At 65.9% G+C, this 18,904-nt stretch carries 17 protein-coding genes; 5 read left to right on the top strand and 12 right to left on the bottom strand.

All coding sequences use genetic code 11. The features are described from left to right. Nucleotides 1-18 precede the first annotated feature (18 nt). Genes AC3WUM_RS03075 through AC3WUM_RS03035 form a run of 9 tightly spaced genes read right to left on the bottom strand, consistent with a single transcriptional unit; the run spans nt 19 to nt 9,745 of the window. Complete coding sequence (locus tag AC3WUM_RS03075) at nt 19-1,053, bottom strand: zinc-dependent alcohol dehydrogenase family protein (RefSeq protein ID WP_492408628.1); 1,035 nt, start codon at nt 1,051-1,053, stop codon at nt 19-21. Continuing rightward, nucleotides 1,050-1,865: an enoyl-CoA hydratase gene (locus AC3WUM_RS03070; RefSeq protein ID WP_492408626.1), complete on the bottom strand. Its 816-nt coding sequence runs from the start codon at nt 1,863-1,865 to the stop codon at nt 1,050-1,052. The genes AC3WUM_RS03075 and AC3WUM_RS03070 overlap by 4 nt, the downstream gene beginning before the upstream one ends. 28 nt (nt 1,866-1,893) lie before the next feature. After that, nucleotides 1,894-3,054, bottom strand: coding sequence for a thiolase family protein (locus AC3WUM_RS03065; RefSeq protein WP_492408625.1), 1,161 nt, complete (start codon nt 3,052-3,054; stop codon nt 1,894-1,896). Between the two features lie 31 nt (nt 3,055-3,085). Beyond that, nucleotides 3,086-3,505 carry a Zn-ribbon domain-containing OB-fold protein gene (locus AC3WUM_RS03060; RefSeq protein ID WP_492408624.1) on the bottom strand — a complete coding sequence of 140 codons (420 nt, stop codon included), beginning with the start codon at nt 3,503-3,505 and terminating at the stop codon, nt 3,086-3,088. Between the two features lie 32 nt (nt 3,506-3,537). Then, complete coding sequence (locus AC3WUM_RS03055) at nt 3,538-4,692, bottom strand: NADH:flavin oxidoreductase/NADH oxidase (protein WP_492408622.1); 1,155 nt, start codon at nt 4,690-4,692, stop codon at nt 3,538-3,540. Between the two features lie 8 nt (nt 4,693-4,700). Beyond that, nucleotides 4,701-5,882, bottom strand: a complete 1,182-nt coding sequence (locus AC3WUM_RS03050) for an acetyl-CoA C-acyltransferase (protein WP_492408621.1) — start codon at nt 5,880-5,882, stop codon at nt 4,701-4,703. 20 nt (nt 5,883-5,902) lie between these two features. Continuing rightward, nucleotides 5,903-6,994, bottom strand: a complete 1,092-nt coding sequence (locus tag AC3WUM_RS03045; RefSeq protein WP_492408620.1) for an acyl-CoA dehydrogenase family protein — start codon at nt 6,992-6,994, stop codon at nt 5,903-5,905. 13 nt (nt 6,995-7,007) lie between these two features. Continuing rightward, on the bottom strand, nt 7,008-8,162 hold the full coding sequence (locus AC3WUM_RS03040; RefSeq protein ID WP_492408619.1) for an acyl-CoA dehydrogenase family protein: 1,155 nt from the start codon (nt 8,160-8,162) through the stop codon (nt 7,008-7,010). A 17-nt stretch (nt 8,163-8,179) separates the two neighbouring features. Beyond that, the gene (locus tag AC3WUM_RS03035) at nt 8,180-9,745 is read right to left on the bottom strand and encodes a class I adenylate-forming enzyme family protein (protein WP_492408618.1); all 1,566 of its coding nucleotides are present in this window, start codon (nt 9,743-9,745) and stop codon (nt 8,180-8,182) included. 214 nt (nt 9,746-9,959) lie between these two features. Here AC3WUM_RS03035 and AC3WUM_RS03030 point away from each other — a divergent pair, with 214 nt between their 5' ends. The 4 genes from AC3WUM_RS03030 to AC3WUM_RS03015 are packed head-to-tail and all read left to right on the top strand — an operon-like array spanning nt 9,960 to nt 13,066. Continuing rightward, complete coding sequence (locus AC3WUM_RS03030) at nt 9,960-10,730, top strand: enoyl-CoA hydratase/isomerase family protein (protein WP_492408617.1); 771 nt, start codon at nt 9,960-9,962, stop codon at nt 10,728-10,730. A 2-nt stretch (nt 10,731-10,732) separates the two neighbouring features. Next, the gene (locus tag AC3WUM_RS03025) at nt 10,733-11,134 is read left to right on the top strand and encodes a Zn-ribbon domain-containing OB-fold protein (RefSeq protein WP_492408616.1); all 402 of its coding nucleotides are present in this window, start codon (nt 10,733-10,735) and stop codon (nt 11,132-11,134) included. Continuing rightward, nucleotides 11,131-12,285, top strand: coding sequence for an acetyl-CoA acetyltransferase (locus AC3WUM_RS03020; protein WP_492408615.1), 1,155 nt, complete (start codon nt 11,131-11,133; stop codon nt 12,283-12,285). The genes AC3WUM_RS03025 and AC3WUM_RS03020 overlap by 4 nt, the downstream gene beginning before the upstream one ends. Nucleotides 12,286-12,298: 13 nt before the next feature. Beyond that, nucleotides 12,299-13,066 (top strand): SDR family NAD(P)-dependent oxidoreductase, encoded by a 768-nt coding sequence (locus AC3WUM_RS03015; protein WP_492408614.1) that lies wholly within the window; start codon nt 12,299-12,301, stop codon nt 13,064-13,066. Nucleotides 13,067-13,168: 102 nt separating this feature from the next. On the opposite strand, the gene AC3WUM_RS03010 is transcribed toward AC3WUM_RS03015, so the two are convergent. After that, nucleotides 13,169-15,472, bottom strand: a complete 2,304-nt coding sequence (locus tag AC3WUM_RS03010) for a TonB-dependent receptor (protein WP_492408613.1) — start codon at nt 15,470-15,472, stop codon at nt 13,169-13,171. Nucleotides 15,473-16,044: 572 nt separating this feature from the next. On the opposite strand from AC3WUM_RS03010, the gene AC3WUM_RS03005 reads away from it, so the two are divergent. After that, the gene (locus AC3WUM_RS03005; RefSeq protein ID WP_492408612.1) at nt 16,045-16,473 is read left to right on the top strand and encodes a secondary thiamine-phosphate synthase enzyme YjbQ; all 429 of its coding nucleotides are present in this window, start codon (nt 16,045-16,047) and stop codon (nt 16,471-16,473) included. 15 nt (nt 16,474-16,488) lie between these two features. Here the strand turns inward: AC3WUM_RS03005 and AC3WUM_RS03000 are convergent, their stop codons facing one another. Both AC3WUM_RS03000 and AC3WUM_RS02995 read right to left on the bottom strand, forming a co-directional pair. After that, nucleotides 16,489-17,355, bottom strand: coding sequence for a DUF1295 domain-containing protein (locus AC3WUM_RS03000; protein WP_492408611.1), 867 nt, complete (start codon nt 17,353-17,355; stop codon nt 16,489-16,491). A gap of 104 nt (nt 17,356-17,459) precedes the next feature. Beyond that, complete coding sequence (locus AC3WUM_RS02995; protein WP_492408610.1) at nt 17,460-18,842, bottom strand: TAXI family TRAP transporter solute-binding subunit; 1,383 nt, start codon at nt 18,840-18,842, stop codon at nt 17,460-17,462. Nucleotides 18,843-18,904: the final 62 nt, after the last annotated feature.

Below are 18,904 nucleotides of genomic sequence, written 5' to 3'. Positions count from 1 at the left end.
AATCTCTTGTCGAATCGCTTATGGGTCGAACTGCAGACAAACCTTGCCGAACTGCTCGGCCTTGGGCGCACGCGCCACGGCCTGCGGTGCCTCGGCTAGGCTTACGACGGTTTCGATGACGGGTCTGAGCTTGCCGGCCGCCATCGCGAGCACGGCCTTGCGATGCGCGATCCGCGAGCCCGCATTGACGCCGTAGACGCGCAGGTTGTGGCCGAGCAGATACGGCAGGTTCAGGCCGATGTCGGCCGCACCGAGTGCGTTGAACACGCTGATCGCACCACACGGACGCACGGCCCGCACCGATTGTGCGATCGTCGCCGAGCCGCCCGGATCGAGCACGAGGTGCGCACCTTCACCGCTCGTGAGATCGAGCACCGCCTGCGCCCAATCCGGTGTGCTCGCGTAGTTGATGACGTGATCGGCGCCGAGCTGCCTGGCGCGTTCGAGCTTGTCGTCGCTCTTCGAGGTAACGATCACGCGGGCGCCGGCCTGCTTGGCGAACTGCAGCGCGAACAGCGGAATGCCGCCGGTGCCCTGGATCACCACGGTGTCGCCACGCCCGATCGCGCCCTGCTCGTGGATCGTGCGCCAGGCCGCGACACCGGCGAACGGCAGCGTCGCCGCTTCCACATCGCTCAAATGTTCGGGCGCTTCGACGACGCTGTCGGCACGCACGGCCAGATACTCGCCGTAGCAGCCGTGCAGCACAGGGCCGCCGAGCGTGCCGGTCGCGACCGTCTCGCGCTTCGGGAGCGCGTCGACCCAGCCTTGAACGAACAGGGGACTCACGCGTTGTCCGATTTCGAAGCCGCGCACGCCCTCGCCGAGTTCGACGATCTCGCCGACGCCCTCGCCACCCGGGATCAGCGGACGCGTCTGGCCGTCGGATCCGTAGGCTCCGGTGACGACCTTGTAGTCGCGCAGCGTGATACCCGCTGCGCGCATGCGCAGCAGCACTTCACCCGCCTGTGGACGCGGAGCCTCGCATTCAGCCAGGCCGAAGTGTTCGAAGTCGGTGCCACTCAGCAGCAAGGCCTTCATCGTCCGGCTCATGACTGGCCCTGCACTTTCTTCGCCGCGCTCATCGAAGCCTGCATGCCCCTGGCGACGATGTCCTTGAACTCCTGCGTCGACGAACTCAGCAGATGCGTGTCGAAATGCGCGTCGAGCGCGTTGCGATAGCCTTGGATGTCCGCACTGCGATTGAGCGAACGCTTGAGCATGCGGATCGCGATCGGCGGCGCCTCGGCGATGCGCTGCGCGAGCTGCAGGGTGAAGGCCTCGAGCCGATCGCGCGGCACCACGTGATTGATCATGCCCCAGGCCTGGCCTTCGGCCGCGGTGATGCGCTGGCCCGTGTACAGGAACTCCTTGGCCTTGCGCAGCCCGAGCACCCAGGGATGCAGCAGCACTTCGACCGCCGCCGCGCCGAGGCTGTGCACGACCGGATCGGCGAAGTAAGCGTCTTCGCTCGCCACCATCAGGTCACAGGAATTCGCGACCATGAAGCCGGCCGCGATGCAGGCGCCCTGTACCTGCGCGATCGTCGGCTTGGGGAAGTCCCAGATGCGCATCGCGTTGCCGTAGTAATGCTCCTGCTCCCACACCCAGTGCTGCTCGGGCGTGTAGGCGCCACGCAGCGAGGTGCCGTCGTGCAGGTCATGACCCGCGGAAAAGTGGTCGCCGGTACCACCGAGGATCAGCACGCGCACGGACTCATCGTGCTTCGCCCGTTCCAGCGCGGCATCGAGTTCGGCGAGCAGCACTTCGCTCTCGGCGTTCGCGCGCCCGGGCCGGTCATGCAGCACGCGCACGACCGCACCGATCTGCTCGTAGCGGATCTGCGTGTAGGTCTTCTCGTTCATGCGCGCTCCTGGCCGAATCAAGGTCGGATCACTTCGACAGAATCGTCACGCAGCTCGAACCCGGGAAGCCGTAGACGTGCGTGATGCCCGTCTTGAGTTCGCGCCGAACCTGGTGCGGGCCGGCGACACCGCGCAGCTGGCGCACGATCTCGTGCACCTGGCGCAGGCCCGAGGCGCCGATCGGTTCGCCGTTCGCGAGCAGGCCACCGTCGGTGTTGGTCGGCAGGCGACCCGTCAGCGAGGTGCCGCCATCGCGAATCAGGCCTTCCTGCTCGCCGTGCTGGACCAGGCCGAGTTCGGCGAGATGCATGATCTCGTGGCCGACTTCGGTGTCCTGGCACTGCACGATGTCGATCTCGTCCGGACCGATGCCGGCCGCTTCGAAGGCCGCCTTGGCCGCCGCTTCGCTCGCTCCGATCGTGGCCTTGGTCGAAAACGAGGTGGCCTGCACGTCGATGCTGCCGTACTCGCGCGTGCGGAACTCGGCCGCGCGCAGATAGATCGGCGTGCCCGGGAAGCGATGTGCGATGTCCGCGCGGCAGACGATGGCCGCGGCCGCGCCGTCGCTCGGCGAGCAGAAGTGATACTTGCGCAGCGGATCACAGACCATCTGCGAGCTGTCGATCTGCTCGGCCGTCAGCGCGCTGCGGCGCCAGGCCGCGGGATTGAGCGCGCCGTTCTCGAACGCCTTGACAGCGGTGCGCGTGAGCGTCGCCGGGCTGATGCCGTAGTCGTGCATGTAGCGCTGGATCTTCATCGCGAAGAACTGCGGGTTCACGGTCAGGCCGATGTCACCGTACCACTGCGGCAATGCGGTCGAATCCATGCTTTCACCGGCCGAGAACGCGCCCTTGGGATGCTTGTCGAGGCCGATGCAGATGCCGACGTCGCCACGGCCCGCGCGAATCGCGTTGGCGGTGTTGAGCAGCAGGTTGCCGCCCGTTGCGCAGCCGTTGAACATCTTGCTCATCGCCATGCCGGTGTAGCCGAAGAACTTCGTCATCGTCTCGGGCATCATCACCGACAGGCTGCCGACGTAGCCGACCTGCACGTCGCGCCAGCCCAGCCCGGCGTCGTCCATGGCCTTGTTCGCGGCCTCGACGCCCATCTGGATCGCCGACACTTCCGGATGGCGCCCGAAGCCGTAGAGGCCAACGCCGATGATTGCGATATCAATATCGTTTGCCATTGCTGTCTCTTGTTGTCTCGAGCCCGCGCGCTCAAACCGGCGCGAAGGCGTAGCTGAGAATGTCGTTGCCCTGCTCGTCACGCTTGAAGGTTTCGACGACGAGCTCCACGTCCATGCCGATCCTGAGCCTGGAGATGTCAGCCGTGGTCAGGCGAGCTTCGACGCAAAGCCCCTCGGGCAGCTCGACGTAGCCGACGCCGAAAGGCTTGAAGCCTTCGACCGGGCCCGTGTACGGAGGTACCGGTGGCACGAAGGTCTGCGTGGTCCAGGTCCACAGCTTGCCGCGACGGCTCAGCTTCACCGCGTCGATGCGGCGGCTCGCGCAGCTCGGGCAGTTCTGCTGCAGCGGAAAGTGATGTTCGCCGCATTCAGGACACTGGCCGCCGATCAGCTGCGGCGCATCGGAAGGCCAGGTGAAGAGGTCTTCCTTGATCGGAATCTGCTTGCCCATAGGTGCTCTCGTTTCTCGTGATGCGTGTTGATTCAGGCCTGCGCGGTGCTTTGCACAGGCGGATGGACGATGCGATAGCCCGCCCACTTGCGCGGGTGTGCATAGAAATAGCGATGCGGAATCGGGGACACCGGCAGCTCGGCACCGAGTGCTTCGGCCGCATGCCAGACCCAGCGCGGATCGTCGAGCAGCGCGCGTGCGAGCGCGACGAGATCGGCCTGGCCTTCAGCGATGACCTGCTCGGCCTGCTGTGGCGTCAGGATCATGCCGACGCCCATCGTGACGATGCCGCGCTCGCGCAGCGGCCCGGCGAGCGGCAGCAGATATCCGGGCTCGACACGTGGGAAGCGGCTCTCGGGCGTGACCATGCCGGCCGAAGTGGTGACGTAGTCCGCGCCGTGCTCACACAGCGCCTGCGCGTAGATCGCGGCTTCGTCCGGCGTCAGGCCGCCCTCGGTGAAATCAGAACCATTGATGCGCACGCCAATGGGCTTGTGCGCAGGCCAGACTTCGCGCACCGCGCCCAGGCATTCGAGCGCAAAGCGCATGCGATTCTCGAGACTGCCGCCGTAGCGATCGCTACGCCGGTTCGTCAGCGGCGAGAGGAACTGCGATAGCAGATAGCCGTGCGCCGCGTGGAGTTCGAGCAGGTCGAAGCCGATGCGCTCGGCACGCTGCGCTGCCTGCACGTAGGCTCCGCGGATGCGCGCGAGCCCGTTCGTATCGAGTTCGCGCGGCGTCGGCCAACCTTCGCCGAACGCGATCGAAGACGGTGCCCAGGTTGACCAGGCTTCACCCTCGCCGAGCACGAGCGTGCGAAAGCGCCCGTCGTTCGGCGACTTCGTCGAGGCCTTGCGTCCGGCGTGGCCGAGCTGGATACCGAGCGGAATGTCGGAGTAGCTGCGAATATCCGTGACGAGCTTGCGCAGCGCGGCTTCCTGCGCGTCGTCATAGAGCCCCAGATCGTCGATCGTGATGCGGCCATCGGCTTCGACGGCCGTCGCCTCGAGGATCAGCAGGCCCGCGCCCGACACCGCGAGCGTGCCGAGGTGCATCGCATGCCAGGGCGTCGGCAGGCCATCGATCGCACTGTTCTGACACATCGGCGACACGACGATGCGATTGCGCAGCGTCAGGCCGCGCAAGGTGAACGGCGAGAACAATGTGGGGACCGGGGCCGAGGTCATGGCAAAGCTCAGGCGATCTCGAACAGCGCCGCGGCGCCCATGCCGCCGCCGACGCACATCGTCACGACTGCGTACTTGGCCTTGCGTCGACGGCCTTCGATCAGCGCGTGCCCCGCGAGGCGCGTGCCCGAGACACCGAACGGATGGCCGATCGAAATCGCACCGCCATCGACGTTGAGCCTGTCGGGATCGATGCCGAGCTGGTCGCGGCAGTAGACCACCTGCACGGCGAAGGCTTCGTTGAGTTCCCACAGATCGATGTCGCTCACGCGCAGGCCCGCACGCTGCAGCAGCTTGGGAACCGCGTAGATCGGTCCGACGCCCATTTCGTCGGGCTCGCAGCCGGCGACCTGAAAGCCGCGATAGATGCCGAGCGGCTGCAGGCCGCGACGCGCGGCTTCGCTCGCGCTCATGAGCACGACCGCGGCGGCGCCATCCGACAGCTGGCTCGAATTGCCCGCCGTCACCGTATAGCCCTCGCCCATGACCGGCTTGAGCTTGGCGAGGCCTTCGGCATTGGTCTCCGGGCGATTGCCTTCGTCGCGCGTGAGCGTGACGGCCTCTTCGTCGGTGACCTGGCCTTGCTTGTCCTTGAGCAGGCGCGTGGTCGTGAACGCGACGATTTCATCGTCGAAGCGGCCAGCCGCTTGCGCAGCAGCCGTGCGCTGCTGACTTTGCAGCGAGAAGGCATCGCTGACTTCGCGCGAAACGCCGTAGCGGCTCGCGACGTTCTCGGCCGTCGCGATCATCGTCGCGTAGACGCCCGGCCGATGCTCGGCCACCCAGTCCTCGCGTCCGCGGTACGTGTTGCGATGATCCTGCACGAGCGACACCGACTCGACGCCGCCGGCGACGATGATGTCGGCTTCGCCGGCCATGATGCGCGTCGCCGCCATCGCAATCGTGTTGAGACCCGAGCTGCATTTGCGATCGACCGTCGCGGCCGACACGCTCACCGGCAGGCCGGCGCGCAATGCGGCTTGGCGCGCGATGTTCGAGCCCGTCGCCCCTTCCTGCCAGGCGCAGCCGAGCAGCACATCGTCGACTTCGCCACCTTCGAGTTGCGCGCGGCGCACGGCCTGTTCGATCACGAAGCCGCCCATGGTGGCTCCGTGCGTGTTGTTGAGCGCTCCGCGAAAGGCCTTGCCGATGCCGGTGCGAGTGACGGAAACGATGACGACGTCCTGCATGTATGTTCTCGTTACGGGATTCAGACGGCGACGGCGTCGTCGCGCGCAGTGAGGTCGGACCAGAAGTGCTCGGCGCCGCGTGCGGCGACCGCGCTGCCGATGCGATCGGCCCAGTAGCGGTCGTTGCCGAATTCGCTGCGCCAGGACCACAGCCGCTGCGTCGACTGGCGCAGCGCGTATTCCCAGGTGAAGCCGATCGCCGCATGCACCTGATGTGCGGTCGCGGTGGCGACGCCGACGGCCATGTTGGCGCGCAGCTTGGCCGCGGCGATGGCGAAGCTCGCATCTCCCTTGGCCGCGGCGCGAAACGCCGAGCGCGCCGCGCAGGCCACGGCTGCGGCTTCGACACCGAACAGCGCGAGCTGCTGCTGCACGGCCTGGAACTGCCCGATCGCGCGGCCGAACTGCTTGCGCTCCTTGGCGTAGTCGATCGAGCGATGCAGCGCGGCTTCGAGCGCGCCGGTGATCTGCGCGAGCCGCAGCAGCGCGGCGTAGTCGAACAGCGTCTTGGCTTCGCGGCTGTCGAGCGCGGCAGCTTGCACGCGGACTTCGTCGAAGCGCAGGTCGTCGCGCGGCTCGAATGCGAGATTCTGCGCATGCGTGATTGCAGCGGCTTGCTCAGGACGCAAGGCAACGACGTGCGGTTTGCCGTCGAGCATCAACACCGTCACGACGGTTTCGGCCTGACGTCCCCACGGAACACCCTTGAGCTGGCCGCTGAAAGCAAAGCCACTGTCCTGCTTCGTCAGCCTGCCTTCGACATCGACCGCGAGCGTCGTCACGCCATCGGCGAGATCGAGCCCGGCGTCGGCGAGCAGGCGATTGGCGAGCATTGCCTCAGCGACCGGAATCGGGGCCGCGTAGTAACCCAGCGGCTGCAGCACGGCCAGCACGTCTTCCCAGTCGCCGCCGACACCGCCTTGTTCATCGGAGACGAGCAACAAAGTCAGGCCCAGGTCGACGACCTGGGCCCACAGCCCGGCATGCCATGCGGGGGAGACGACACCGCCGGCCTCTCCAGAAATCGGTTCATTTGCAGCGGCTTCGTGTGCCGGCGTGTCGCGCAGCAAGCGCGTCACGGCGTCGGCGAGCATCTGGCTCTGTTCGCTCATTGGGCTTTTCCTTTCAGCGCAAGCCGAGGCCACGCGCGATGATGCCGCGCAGGATTTCGCGTGTGCCGCCTCGCAGCGAGAACGAGGGCGAGGTCTGCAGCAGAAACGCGAGCACGCGCGACAGATCGCTATCGGCTTCTAGCCTCACGCCCTCGTCGACGATCGATTGCACGAGCGCCGGCAGCGCCTGCTCGAAACTGTTGCCGAGATCCTTGACGATCGCGGCTTCGATGCTCGGGTCACGGCCGGCGGCGAGCTGGCCCGCGACCGATAGCGACATCTGGCGCAAGGTCCACAGTTCGGCCGCCGTGCGGCCGATGGCCTGGCGCAGGATCTCGGACGGATTCGGCCCGGCCGCGCGCAGCAGCTCGAGATACAGCGCGAGGCTCGACATGTAGCGCTCGGGGCCACTGCGTTCGAGCGAGAGCTCGCCGGTGACCTGCTTCCAGCCTTCGCCTTCGGTACCGAGCAGGCACTCGGCATCGACGATGCAGTCTTCGAAGAACACTTCGTTGAAATGCACGTCGCCGACGAGATCCGGAATCGGCCGGATCTGCACGCCCGGCGTGTCGAGCTCGATCAGGAATTGCGAAAGACCGGCCTGGCGATTCTTGTCGTCGACCGGGCTCGTGCGTACCAGCGCGATGATGAGCTTGCAGCGCTGCGCCTGCGTGGTCCAGATCTTCTGGCCGTTGATCTTCCAGCGGCCGTCGGGCAGGCGCTCCGCACGCGTGCGCACCGAGGCGAGATCGGAGCCGGCGTTCGGCTCGCTCATGCCAATGCAGCAGTAGATCTCGCCGCGCGCCATGCCGGGCAGATAGCGCTCCCGCTGGGCTTCGCTGCCGAAGCGCAGGATCGCAGGACCGGACTGGCGATCGGCGATCCAGTGCGCACCGACCGGCGCGCCGGCCGCAAGGAGTTCTTCGAGCACGACGTAGCGCTCGATGCTGCTGCGCTCATGGCCGCCGTACTGCTTGGGCCAGATCATGCCGACCCAGCCGCGGGCCGCGAGCCGCTTCGAGAACTCGGAGTCGAACACGGCCCAGGAATTGGCACGGCGCTCGGCCGGCCAGCGCTCGCGCTCCTGCCCCAGAAAAGCCCGCACCTCGGAACGCAGTGCGGGAATGCTGCCAGGAAGATCGACGGAATCGAAGCTGAAGCTTTGCATGATGAGCCTGGGGCTACCTAGTGCTTCGGTGAGAACCGCTCGCGCAGTTCCATCTTGTTAACCTTGCCCGTGTTGAGTCGCGGCAGTTCGCCAACGAAGTCCACGCTCTTCGGGCATTTGTAGGAGGCGATCTGCGTCTTGCAGAACGCAATCAATGGTTCGGCTTCGAGCATGCAGCCGTGCTTGAGCACGACGACGGCCTTCACCGTCTCGCCCCAGCGTGCGTCGGGCACCCCGATCACCGCGGCCTCGAGCACAGCCCCATGCGCGACGAGCGCATCTTCGACTTCGCGCGAATACACGTTCTCGCCGCCGCTGATGATCATGTCCTTCTTGCGATCGACCAGGAACAGATAGTCCTCGTCGTCGAGATAACCGAGATCGCCCGTGTGGACCCAGCCGTCGCGCAGCGTTTCGATCGTCGCCTGCGTGTTGTTCCAGTAGCCGGCCATCGCAGTCTGCGAGCGCGCGCAGACTTCGCCGACTTGTCCGCGCGGAAGCTCGCTGCCGGCTTCGTCGACGATGCGCAGCTCGCACTGCCAGTGCGCCTGTCCGACCGAGGCGAGACGGCGCATCTGCTCGTCGTCCCCGTCGAGCACGTGCTGATGCGGATGCAGAAACGTGATGCCGTTGATTTCGGTCTGACCGTAGCCGTTGACGGTGATCGGACCGAAGGCTTCGACCGTGCGGCGAAGCAGCGGAAGCGGCATCGGTGCCGCGGCGTACATGAGCATTTCGAGGCTCGAAAAATCATGCTGGCCGAAGTTCGGTGCATCGAGGAGGGCCTGCACCATCGTCGGCACGAGATGCACGGCGGTGATGCGCTCCTGCTCGAAACAGCGATTCACGCTTTGCGCATCGAAACCGCGATGCAGCACGATGCAGCCGCCGCGAAAGTACGAGGCCTGTGCGAGCGTGCGCGCGCCCATGTGAAACATCGGCGCGATCGCGAGCAGGCGGCAATCCGCCCCGAAGCCGAGCTCGCTCGACAGCACTTCTGCGATGCGCAGGCAGGAGCTCTGCCGGTGCACGACGCCTTTCGGCTTTCCCGTGGTGCCGCTCGTGTACATGAGGCACAGGTAGTCGTCGACCTGCGAGCGGAACGAGCTGCCGTTGACGTCGCCGCTTTCGATCAGCGCTTCGTAGTTCTCGGCCCAGGTCGGGGCATCGCCGATGCAGACGTAGCGTTCGACGCCATGGAACTGCTCGCGCAGGCTTTCGACGACTTCGGTGTACTGTTCCTCGAAGATCAGCAGCTTCGGAGCTGCGTCTCGAAGCACCCAGGCGATCTCGGCGGCGGCGAGCCGGAAGTTGACCGTGTTGATCACGAAACCCGCCCACTCGGCCGCCGCATAGGCTTCGACGTACTCGGCGCAGTTCATCGCGAGCACCGAGAAGCGATCCTGCCGACGCAGGCCACGACGCTCGAGTGCGGACGCGAGGCGGCGCGCACGCTGCGCGAATTGCGCATGCGTGCTGCGGCGAGCCTGCGAACGATCCCGAGACGAAGCCTGGGTCACGAGCGCGGGGCGCTCGGGGAACAGGCGTTCGTTGCGTTCGATGATGTGGCCGAGTGTGACCATGCGTTTCTGGTGGAGAGCGAAGCCTGGACAGAACACGCGGCTGGCCCGGTTTTCGGGCCCTGCCGACGGTGCCTTCCTCGAAGCCTGCCGGTCTGGTTTCCTGATACTTGTTAAATGGTATCCTAATAGAATGAAATCACGAACGCCAGCGAGCGAATCGGCGACAGCCGGAATCGAACGATGGCCACGCCATTCACAATGAGGAGCCCGCATCATGTCGATCGACTACGCCGTCCAGGACGGCATCGCCACCATCACGCTCAACCGACCCGACAAGAAGAACGCGATGCTGCTGGCGATGCGCGACCGCATCGCCGAGATCGCCGAGCAGATCAACGACGACAGCGCAGTGCGCGTGGTGATCCTCACCGGTGCGGGCACCGATTTCTGCGCCGGTGCGGACGTCAGTGAAATGGCCAAGGGCGGCATCAGCGGCTCGCTGCTCAAGGCGCGCCACATGCAGAAGGCGATCAAGGGCCTCGGCCGCGTGAACAAGCCGATCATCGGCGCGATTCGCGGCGTGGCCGTGGGCATGGGCCTGTCGATGGCGCTGGCCTGCGACACGATCCTGGCGACCGAATCGCTGCGCATGGGCTGCGTGCAGCGCAAGATCGGCCTATCGCCCGACGCGGGCAACGTCTGGTTCCTCAATCGTTATCTGGGTGTCGCCAAGGCTAAGGAACTCGTCTACTCGGCGCGCATGTTCGGCGCCAAGGAGGCGCTCGAACTCGGCCTGATCACGCGCATCGTCGCCGACGATGCGCTCATGAGCGAGGCCATCGCCCTCGCCAAGACCTATGTCGAGGCACCGACGCTCGCGCTGGCCCTCGCCAAGCAGATGTTCGACGTCGCGTCGACGATGACGCTCGATCAGTTCATGGATTACGAAGGCACCACGGTTCCGCTGCTCGCGCAATCCGAGGACTTCAAGGAAGGCACGCGCGCCTTCCTCGAGAAGCGCTCGCCGAAGTTCACCGGCAACTGAAGATGAGCGACGCACACGCAGCGGCAGAAGCGATTCACCCGGAAGCGCAGTTCAAGGCCTTTCTCGCGCAGGGCCGTTTCATGATCCAGCGCGCGAAGGCCAGCGGCCGCTACGTGTTCTACCCGCGCGTGGCCGAACCCGGAACCGGCGACACCGATCTCGAATGGGTCGAGGCCAGCGGAGCCGGCGTCGTCTATTCGGCGACCGTCATTCGCAAGCGGCCGCCGGAGCCGAGCTACAACGTCGTCCTGGTCGATCTGGCCGAGGGCCCGCGCATGATGTCGCGTGTCGTCGGCATTCCGGCCGAGCAGGTTCGCATCGGCATGGCCGTGCAGGCGAAGATCGAAACCGACGACGGCAGGCCGCTCGTGGTGTTCGAGGTGGCTGGCGAGGGGCAGGCATGAGCGCGTATCGCAACGGTTTTCCGAGCGGCAAGGCGGCGATCGTCGGCGCCGCGACTTTCGGCATCGGCAAGTCACCGGGCTTCGAGTCGATCGACCTGACCGCGCGCGCCGCCTTGCTCGCGCTCGACGACGCGGGACTCGCGCTGTCCGACGTCGATGCACTGTTCGTCGCCCAGCCGCAGGACACGCTGTCGGGTCTGAGCCTGCCGGAGTATCTCGGCATACGGCCCAAGCTCACTGACAACAATCGCAGCGGAGGCTCGGCGTTTCTGCTGCATCTGGAGCACGCGGCGCTCGCGCTAGAAGCGGGTTATTGCGACGTGGCCCTGATCTGCTACGGCAGCAATCAGGCGACCGCGAGCGGCGCGCTCGTGCAAACCTCGAAGAATGCGTTCTGGGATGCGCAATACAAGCCGCTGCGGCCGATCTCGGCCTACGCGCTCGCGGCCGCGCGCCACATGCACGAGTACGGCACCACCAAGCGCCAACTCGCGGAGGTGGCCGTTGCCGCTCGCCGCTGGGCGCAGCTCAATCCCGAGGCTTACGCACGCGACGACCTGACGCTAGACGATGTCCTCAATGCACGCCTGGTCTCCGATCCTCTCGGCCTGCGCGACTGCTGCCTCGTCACCGACGGGGCCGCGGCGATCGTGCTGACTCGCGCCGACCGGGCACGCGACTGCAGGCGCAAGCCGGTGTCCGTGCTCGCGGCCGCGAGTGCGGTCACGCATGCGGACATCTCGTCGATGCCCGATCTGACCGTGACCGGCGCCGTCGAATCCGGCGCCCGCGCCTACGCGCAGGCCGGCGTCGAGGCCGCCGACATCGACGTCGTGCAGGTCTACGACGCCTTCACGATCAACACGCTGCTGTTCCTCGAAGACCTCGGTTTCTGTCCCAAGGGCGAAGGCGGACGCTTCGTCGAAGACGGCGCGATCGCGCCGGGCGGAAAGCTCGCCGTAAACACGAGCGGCGGCGGGCTTTCGTATTGCCACCCGGGCATGTTCGGACTGTTCCTGCTCATCGAGTCGGTGCGCCAGCTGCGCGGCGAATGCGGCGCACGGCAGATCGGCGACGCCAGGCTCGCACTCGCGCATGCAAACGGCGGCCTGCTGTCGAGCCAGGCGACCGCCATTCTTTCCATCGATTGAAGGGAATCCACGAATGACCTCGATGTTCGATCTGAGCGGCCGCCGAGCGCTCGTCACCGGTGCTTCGAGCGGCCTGGGACATCATTTCGCGCTGACGCTCGCACGCCACGGAGCGGAACTCATCGTCGCGGCACGGCGCGCCGACAAACTGCAGGCGCTAGTCGACGAGATCGTCGCCGCCGGCGGCAAGGCGCATGCGGTGGCGATCGACGTGACCGATGCGGAATCGGTGAAGGCCGGCTTCGATGCGATCGAAGCGCAGGGCGGCGTCGCCGATATCATCGTCAACAACGCCGGCACGACGACATCCAAGCCGGCCTTGCAGCAAACGGAAGACGATTGGGAGAGGGTCGTCGGCACCAATCTCGGCGGCGTCTGGCGCGTCGCGCAGGAGGCCGGCAAGCGGCTCGTCGCCGCGAAAAAACCCGGCACGATCGTCAACATCGCCTCGATCCTCGCGCTGCGCGTCGCCGGCGCGGTGGCGCCTTATGCGGCCTCCAAGGCCGGCGTGCTGCAGCTGACCAAATCGCTTGCGCTCGAATGGGCTCGCCATGGCATTCGCGTCAATGCGCTCGCCCCAGGCTACTTCGTCACCGACCTCAACCAGGATTTCCTGCTCAGCGAACCCGGGCAGAAACTCATGTCGCGCGTGCCGCAGCGCCGCTTCGGCAGGCTCGATCAGCTCGACGGCCCCCTGCTGTTGCTGGCCTCGGAAGCCGGCAGCTACATCACCGGCGAGATCCTCGCCGTTGATGGCGGACATCTGGTGAGTTCGCTCTGAGACGCGCTGTCGCGAGCCTGCGTCGCTCGCTGTCGCACTCGACGATGCACAAACAAAAAACCCTCGCAATGCGAGGGTTTTTTGTTTGCTTCGACTTCGGGATCAGAAGTTGTAGCGCACGTCGAACAGATAGGTGCGTGGCGCACCCGGCGTGCGGCTGACGACGCCGATGACCGCGCTCGTGTACACGTCACCGACCGGCAGCACGTACTCCTTGTCGAGCAGGTTGTTGACGGACATGCCGACGTTCCAGCTCGAACCCATGACACTGCTCCAATCGGCGCGGAAGTTCATGAGATTCCAGCCCTTGACGGCCTGCTCGGGGTGGTAGGTATCGTTCGAGGAGAAGCCATCCGTATGGTAGTAGTTCAGCTGCACACCCGGAGCGCCGAACTTGGAGTCGACCGGAATGTCGTAACGACCCGTCACGCTGTAGATGTTCTTCGGCGCACGGGCGAACGGCTGATCCTTGCGGTCGGTGCAGTCGAGCTCGGGCGTCGTCGGATCGGCATCCACACTGCAGTCGTTGAACTCGTCATAGCCCGCATTGACGTAGGAGTAGAAGCCCGACAGCGTCAGGTGATCCGTCGGCATGAAGGTCAGTTCGAGTTCGCCGCCCTTGATCGTCGCCTTGCCCGCGTTGACCGGAACGGTCTGCGGCGGGTTGGTCGCCGGATCGGTCAGCAGGCGCTGAATGTCCTTGTAGTCCGAATAGTAGGCCGCGAGATTCACGCGCAGCGGACGACCGCCGACCGTGAAGTCGTTCTTCGTTCCGAGCTCGAAGTCGGTGACGATTTCGGCATCGTAGGTTTCCGACAGCGCCGCTTGCGTCGCCGCACGCGCACCGAAGCCGCCGGTGCGATAGCCACGACGATGCGCCAGGTACACGAGGTTCTGCTTGGTGACCTGGTAATCGAGGCTGATGTTGTACGTCGGCTCGCTGAAGTCCTTCTTGAACGAGACGTCGCAATCGGCAATCGGCACTTGGGCGGCCGGCGTTTCATCCGTTCCATCGCCATCCAGATCACGCGAGAAGCGGCAGACCTCGGGTCCGTCCGGATTGGTCGAATTGCCGCTGCGATTGCGAACGCGCGCGATGCGCTCGTCCCAGGTGTAGCGCGCGCCGACCGTCAGCGCGAGGCCTTCGAGCAGCGGATCGAGCTTCTGCGTGGCCTGCGCGAACACCGACTTGCTGGTGTTCTCGCCCGTCGGCCAGGTCAGCGACCAGCCCGGAAAACGATTCGGATGCGGCTGCGGAATCTGGTTGCCCGGCGACGTCGTGGCCGGCTTGAGCGTGATGCTGTAGTCCTTGGTGCCGCCCTTCTCGTTGAAGTAGTACGCACCGACGATCCAGTTCAGCGTCTCGGTGTTGCCGGACAGCTGCAATTCTTCGGACCACTGCTTGAAATCGTAGTCGCGCGCGATCTGGAAGAACGGGATCGGCATGCCGTCGATGTCGTCGAAGTTGCCGCCGGTCACGCGGCGATAGCCCGCGATGTTCTTCACCGACAGGTTGTCGTTGAGCTCGTAGGTCGTCGTGTTGGCGATGTCCCAGGTCGAAATCCTGGTGTACTGATCGGCGCCGCTGGCGGTCTTGTAGATGCCGCGTGCCTGCTGGTCGGCCAGGATCTGCTCGCCACTGAGCGCGCCCTGATAGCCGAGCGCCGCGGCGGTCGGATTGGGGGAACCGTCCGGGCGCGTCGCATTCGCGCCGGACCCCGGAGCGAGCTTCTGGATGAACACGCCCGTGCCGCCATCGTCCTCGATGAAACGGCTGTACGTGAACAGCGAATCGAGCCCTTCGGCCGGCTGCAGGGCCAGCGAGACGCGAGCCGCCTTGGTGTGCTCGTGGTTGACGTTCTCGTCGAGCACCACGTCCTTGATGTAGCCGTCGCTGTCGGTGGTCTGCCCGGCCACGCGCAGCTGCGCCCAATCGGTGATCGGCACGTTGACCATGCCGGTGGTGTTGAAGCGACCGAAGTTGCCGAAGGTGGCGCCGACGTAGCCTTCGGAAATCTTCGATGGGCGGTTGGCCTTGATGTTGATCGCGCCGCCCGTGGAATTGCGGCCGAACAGCGTGCCCTGCGGACCCTTGAGCACTTCGACCGATTCGAGATCGAACAGCGTCTGGTTCACGCCCTGCTGGCGCTCGATCACCATGTCGTTGATGTAGATCGGCACCGACGGATCGGCCAGGATCGTGAGTTCCTGCTGGCTCTGGCCGCGGATCGCGAAGGTCGGAATCGCCTTGCTGCCCGAAGAGCCCGGCACGATCGTGAGGCTCGGCACCTGCGTCGACAGCTGGCTGACGTCGCTGACGTTGGCGCGCTCGAGCGCCTCGCCGCTGACCGCCGAAACCGCGAGCGGCACCGCCTGGATCGATTCGGCGCGCTTACGCGATGTCACGATGATTTCTTCGATGCCGCCGAAGCTGGCGGCCGCAGCACCAGACGGGGCTGGGGCTGACTGTGCGGCGCTTCCCTCGATGGCAGCCGGAGCAGCCTGATCGATAGCGCTTTCATTTTGGGTTTCGGAAGTCGCCTCGGCCATTGGCGCTTCGACCTGGGCCATTGCCGGCAAGGTCGCAAGCATGCCAACAACCCCCGTAACCGCTTTAATTAGCGAGCTTTTTTGCACCGTTCTCCTCCATCCGCTGTCGGGCGATTGCCCGGAATATTTATAGTCGCGGAGTCAAGACTGATCGATAGGGTACTCTTTGTCAAGAAGCATTCTGGCTTTATTGAAGCGCTTCAAATTCGTTGCCTATAAGGCGGCATCCAGGTTCGGCCACCGCGCGCGCCTGAAGCGCAAGTCAGTTGAGCGACGGCTGGCGGGCGGTGTATGCGAGACAGTCGCCCCCCTTGGCGACGGGCGGGCAGAGCTGGAACGCCAAACCCGTCCTCAACGGTTGGTCCGCAAGCCTGATCCGCGAGCCACGCGCGAAGCAGCCCGGCGCGAGCAGCGTTTATGCTGTCGCCATGTGGAAGCAGACCGAAATTCGACTGAAGCCGCGCCCGCGCGGCTTTCATCTGGTCACCGCCGAGATCGAGTCGCAGCTGCCCGAGCTGCGCGGCATCGGCATCGGCCTGCTGCATCTGCTGCTCCAGCACACTTCCGCCTCGCTGAGCCTCAACGAGAACGCCGATCCGGCCGTGCGCGGTGATTTCGGGCGCTGGTTCGACCAGGCCGTGCCGGATGGCGCCGCTTATTTCCGGCATGTCGACGAAGGCGGCGACGACATGCCCGCGCACATCAAGAGCAGCCTGCTCGGCTGCGAGCTGACGTTGCCGATTCGTGCCGGACGCCTGCGCCTGGGCACCTGGCAAGGCATCTACCTGGGCGAGCATCGCGACCACGGTGGTCCGCGGCTCGTCATCGCGACGATCAACGGAGAGCCGGCCTCATAGCGCGGCCGCGCGGCTTCAACGCCTCGGCGGCAGCGGCACGAGCGCCGAAGTCCTGCGCATGTAGTCGGCGTACGCGGGCCTGCGTTCGAGGCTGCGCCGGTCCATGAACGGAATGCTCGCGAAAACGAACATCGCCGCCATCGCGAGCGCTCCGGGCAGCCACCACTTCCATTGCGATGGCGCGGCGGCGAGCCCGAACAGCGCCAGCCCGCACCAGAAGCCCAGCTCGCCGAAGTAGTTCGGGTGCCTCGACCAGGCCCACAGCCCCGAGCGGATGAAGCTGCCCGGCTCACGCCGCGCGATGAACGCATGCAGCTGCAGATCGGCGATGGTTTCGATCAGGATCGCACCGAGCGTGACCGCGAAAGCCAGCGCATCGAGCCAGCCCAGCGGCGCACCGCCGCGGCTCATCACGACGTAGACCGGCAGGCAGCCCAGGAAGACCTGCACCGTCGGAAACAGGTGGATGCCGAACAGATCGGCGAGCAGCGCCGCCTTGCCCGCGCGTGCCCGCAGCATCGGGTAGCGCCAGTCCTCGTGATTCAAACCGCCCCAGTGCAGGGCCCAGTTCGTCGTCAGGCGAATCGCCCACAGCCAGACCAGCGCCACCACGACGATCGCGCGCGCATCACCGCTCATGCCGGCGTGCGCATGCATCCACCACAGCGACAGCAAGGGTGGGATCACGCTCCAGTAGGCATCGTAGAAACTCGAGTTCCGGTAGGCGACGCTGAAAGCGAAGATCACCAGCGTGGCGACGATGTCGGCCGCGAACGCGTCCCAGGGCTGCGGCAGGCCTGCGTACTTCAACGTGGCGAATCCCGCCGCGAGGCAGAGCAGATACGCCGTCACGATCGGAACGAAATCCGTCCTTGCCTTCATGCCGCCGCCTCCCCGATCGCCAGCCCGGTCGGCGAGCGACTATGCGCGGCAGCAAGCGCAGGGGCCTCCCCCATGCGGACGAGACCGGCGCGCTTCTGCGAGGTTCAATCCAGCAGCACCGTCGCCCTATCCTCCTTCGGCGGCGCCGTGCCCGGCGACAGGCTCTCGCGCACCCAATGGATGTGGCGGCGCAGGATGTAGAGCCGGTCGGCGAACATGCCCGGAATCTTCGCGCTGATGATGGATTTCTCGATCTCGTCGAGCTTGGCGAGCAGTTCGCTGCGGCGTTCGGGCGTCATCGTCTCAAGCGCCCCGCGTTCGAACTCCATGAGCTCGCCATAGCGCTTGTAGATGCGCCGCTTGATGCGCCAGCCGTACAGATTCGGCGCGAAGCGCAGCGCCGGAATCACCACGACGATCAGCGGCAGCAGCACGACGAGCGCCCGGTTGACGAGGCTCGCGAGCCAGAACGGCAGATAGCGGTACGCCAGCCCCTTGCCCGACTTGTAGTAGCGCGTGGCGTCGCTGCTCATCGGGTAATCGTGTTCGATCGGGTGCGGAAACTCGCCCGGGTTCTGCAGCAGCGTGCCGCGGTTGTGCACTTCGTTGGCGGCTTCGATGAGCAGGTCCGACAGAGCCGGATGGATGTCGCTGTGCGCGAGCAGCTCCACCGTCGGCGCCATCAGGGTGATGCGGTGATCGGGCAGGTTGCTGCCGAGATCGAAGGCCCCGGGCGGCAGATCGAGCCGGTTCAGATAACGGAAGCGGCGCTCGTAGGCTTCGCCCTGCGTGAAGTCGTAGAGCTTCACGCCTTCGGCATGCATGAGGTCACGCACGGTGCCGATGCTCGCCGAATCGCCCGACAGGAAGATCGCATCGACCTGGCGATCGAGCAGCGCCTGCTTGGCGCCCTCGCCTTCGAAATCGAGCAGCGCGGTCGGACCTCCGGGCTCGATGCCGTTGCCGTCGAGCAGGGCCAGCGCGAGAAAGTGCGTGCCGCTGCCCTCGCGGCCCACGGCCACGCGCTTGCCGGCGAGTTCCGACAGCAGCGTGATCGGCTTGGCGGCGCGGTAGAAGATGAACACCGGCTGCCGGAACATGGTGCCGAGCGAAACCAGGTCATCGGTGCCGCCGTCGCGCGTGACGCCCGACTGCACGAGCGCCAGATCGACTTCGCCCTGGCTGATGCGGTCGAGATTGTCGGCCGAGCCCAACGAAGGCAGCACGCGCAGCTCGACGCCGTTGCGCGCGAGGATGCTGCGGTACTGATCCGCCACCGCCTGGAAGTTGCTGCCGGCCGGGCCACCCGCGATGGTCAGCGAATCGGGCGGCGCCGGCCGGATGAAGTGCAGCGTGGCGAAGATGGCCGCCGCGCTGATCAGCACGATCGGGGCAAGCGTGGCGAACGCATCGCGCCACGACACCAGCGACACCGGGCGCAGGCCCAGCAAGCCCCGCGCAGATTTCGATTCCGTGCTCTTGCTCAATCCGTCCCCCGAACCGCGATCGATCCTGCGCAGCTTGTACCAGATCGCCGTTCGGTGGACCT

Source organism: Hydrocarboniphaga sp. FW305-C-57 (assembly GCF_058783045.1).
This window is presented reverse-complemented; position numbering and strand designations above follow the sequence as displayed.

Coding starts and splice junctions, on each gene's coding strand:
- AC3WUM_RS03075 (WP_492408628.1), bottom strand. CDS start 1,053: ATGAGCCGGACGATGAAGGCCTTGCTGCTGAGTGGCACCGACTTCGAA.
- AC3WUM_RS03070 (WP_492408626.1), bottom strand. CDS start 1,865: ATGAACGAGAAGACCTACACGCAGATCCGCTACGAGCAGATCGGTGCG.
- AC3WUM_RS03065 (WP_492408625.1), bottom strand. CDS start 3,054: ATGGCAAACGATATTGATATCGCAATCATCGGCGTTGGCCTCTACGGC.
- AC3WUM_RS03060 (WP_492408624.1), bottom strand. CDS start 3,505: ATGGGCAAGCAGATTCCGATCAAGGAAGACCTCTTCACCTGGCCTTCC.
- AC3WUM_RS03055 (WP_492408622.1), bottom strand. CDS start 4,692: ATGACCTCGGCCCCGGTCCCCACATTGTTCTCGCCGTTCACCTTGCGC.
- AC3WUM_RS03050 (WP_492408621.1), bottom strand. CDS start 5,882: ATGCAGGACGTCGTCATCGTTTCCGTCACTCGCACCGGCATCGGCAAG.
- AC3WUM_RS03045 (WP_492408620.1), bottom strand. CDS start 6,994: ATGAGCGAACAGAGCCAGATGCTCGCCGACGCCGTGACGCGCTTGCTG.
- AC3WUM_RS03040 (WP_492408619.1), bottom strand. CDS start 8,162: ATGCAAAGCTTCAGCTTCGATTCCGTCGATCTTCCTGGCAGCATTCCC.
- AC3WUM_RS03035 (WP_492408618.1), bottom strand. CDS start 9,745: ATGGTCACACTCGGCCACATCATCGAACGCAACGAACGCCTGTTCCCC.
- AC3WUM_RS03030 (WP_492408617.1), top strand. CDS start 9,960: ATGTCGATCGACTACGCCGTCCAGGACGGCATCGCCACCATCACGCTC.
- AC3WUM_RS03025 (WP_492408616.1), top strand. CDS start 10,733: ATGAGCGACGCACACGCAGCGGCAGAAGCGATTCACCCGGAAGCGCAG.
- AC3WUM_RS03020 (WP_492408615.1), top strand. CDS start 11,131: ATGAGCGCGTATCGCAACGGTTTTCCGAGCGGCAAGGCGGCGATCGTC.
- AC3WUM_RS03015 (WP_492408614.1), top strand. CDS start 12,299: ATGACCTCGATGTTCGATCTGAGCGGCCGCCGAGCGCTCGTCACCGGT.
- AC3WUM_RS03005 (WP_492408612.1), top strand. CDS start 16,045: ATGTGGAAGCAGACCGAAATTCGACTGAAGCCGCGCCCGCGCGGCTTT.
- AC3WUM_RS03000 (WP_492408611.1), bottom strand. CDS start 17,355: ATGAAGGCAAGGACGGATTTCGTTCCGATCGTGACGGCGTATCTGCTC.